This is a genomic window from Massiliimicrobium timonense, from assembly GCF_002160865.1.
Classification (GTDB): domain Bacteria; phylum Bacillota_I; class Bacilli_A; order Erysipelotrichales; family Coprobacillaceae; genus Allocoprobacillus.
Map to the genome: position 1 here is coordinate 1 of NZ_NFLJ01000095.1, position 1,166 is coordinate 1,166.

The 1,166-nt window shown below is 31.5% G+C and carries 1 protein-coding gene; it reads left to right on the top strand.

Translation table 11 applies throughout. The features are described 5' to 3' along the window. Positions 1 to 101 precede the first annotated feature (101 nt). The gene (locus tag B5E75_RS14305) at positions 102 to 941 is read left to right on the top strand and encodes a PD-(D/E)XK nuclease family transposase (RefSeq protein ID WP_087360622.1); all 840 of its coding nucleotides are present in this window, start codon (positions 102 to 104) and stop codon (positions 939 to 941) included. Positions 942 to 1,166: the final 225 nt, after the last annotated feature.

The window sequence follows — 1,166 nt, forward strand, 5'->3', positions numbered from 1 at the left end:
TGCGTATATATATAATAGAGGAACATTTCTTGGATTGTTTTATGACTCCTTAAATATTGATGTTGTTGTTAACTATAAAAATCAAAAAGGAGGAACAATCAATGAATGAGAAATATCTAAAAGTATTAAATAAATTAAGACCTATTGATGATACATTCATGAGAATGATATTCAGGGATCATCAATGTGTTGAGCTGTTGATGAAGATTATCTTTGGTGAACAGTTTTCACTCAAGAGATTCGAAACGCAGGAAGACCATAAGCAAGTGGTTCATCGATCGGTAGAATTGGATATTGTTGTCTATACGTATGAAGGAGCAGTGATAGGTATAGAGGTAGAAAAAAGCAAAGACAATGCCTCACCTATAAGGGCAAGATATCATGCCAGTATATTGGATTGTGATTTGTCTTATCCAAAAGAAGGATGGAAAGAGTTTCCAGAGATGTATGTTGTCTTTATATGTGAGGAAGATGTACTCAAAACAAATGAACTCATTAATCATATTCAAAGGTATATGATTAATGGAGTGGTATTCCAAGACAAGCTACATATCATCTATTTAAATGCATCAATGCAGGATGAAACAGCGTTAGGGAAGTTAATGCATGATATGCTGTGTAATGATCCTGATGATATGTATTATGAAGTTTTAAGAAAAAGAGTCAGCTATTTTAAAAGGCAAGAAGGAGGAAAGAGGACTATGTGTGAAGCATTAGAAGAATTAATTACTGAAGCAAAAAATGAAGGAAGAAAAGAAGGAGAGGATATTGGTGAAAAACATGGACGAATTGCATCAGTTATTGATATTTTAAAGAATAAGTTTCCAGATATGGATTTGCAATGGGTATGGAAATGTAATGAAACACAGATTAGAAGAATTCAAAGTAATATACTGACAAATATTAATTATGATGATTTCTATAAATTAATTCATTCATAACTATCAAAGGGACTTGAAGTCCCTTTGATATGATAATCGTTCCTTAATATTGAAGATGAAATCAACTATAAAAATCATAAGAAGGGGCGATATTAGTGAATGAAAGATATCTAGAAGTATTAAATAAATTAAGACCTATTGATGATACATTCATGAGAATGATATTCAGGGATCATCAATGTGTTGAACTGTTGATGAAGATTATCTTTGGTGAACAGTTTTCAC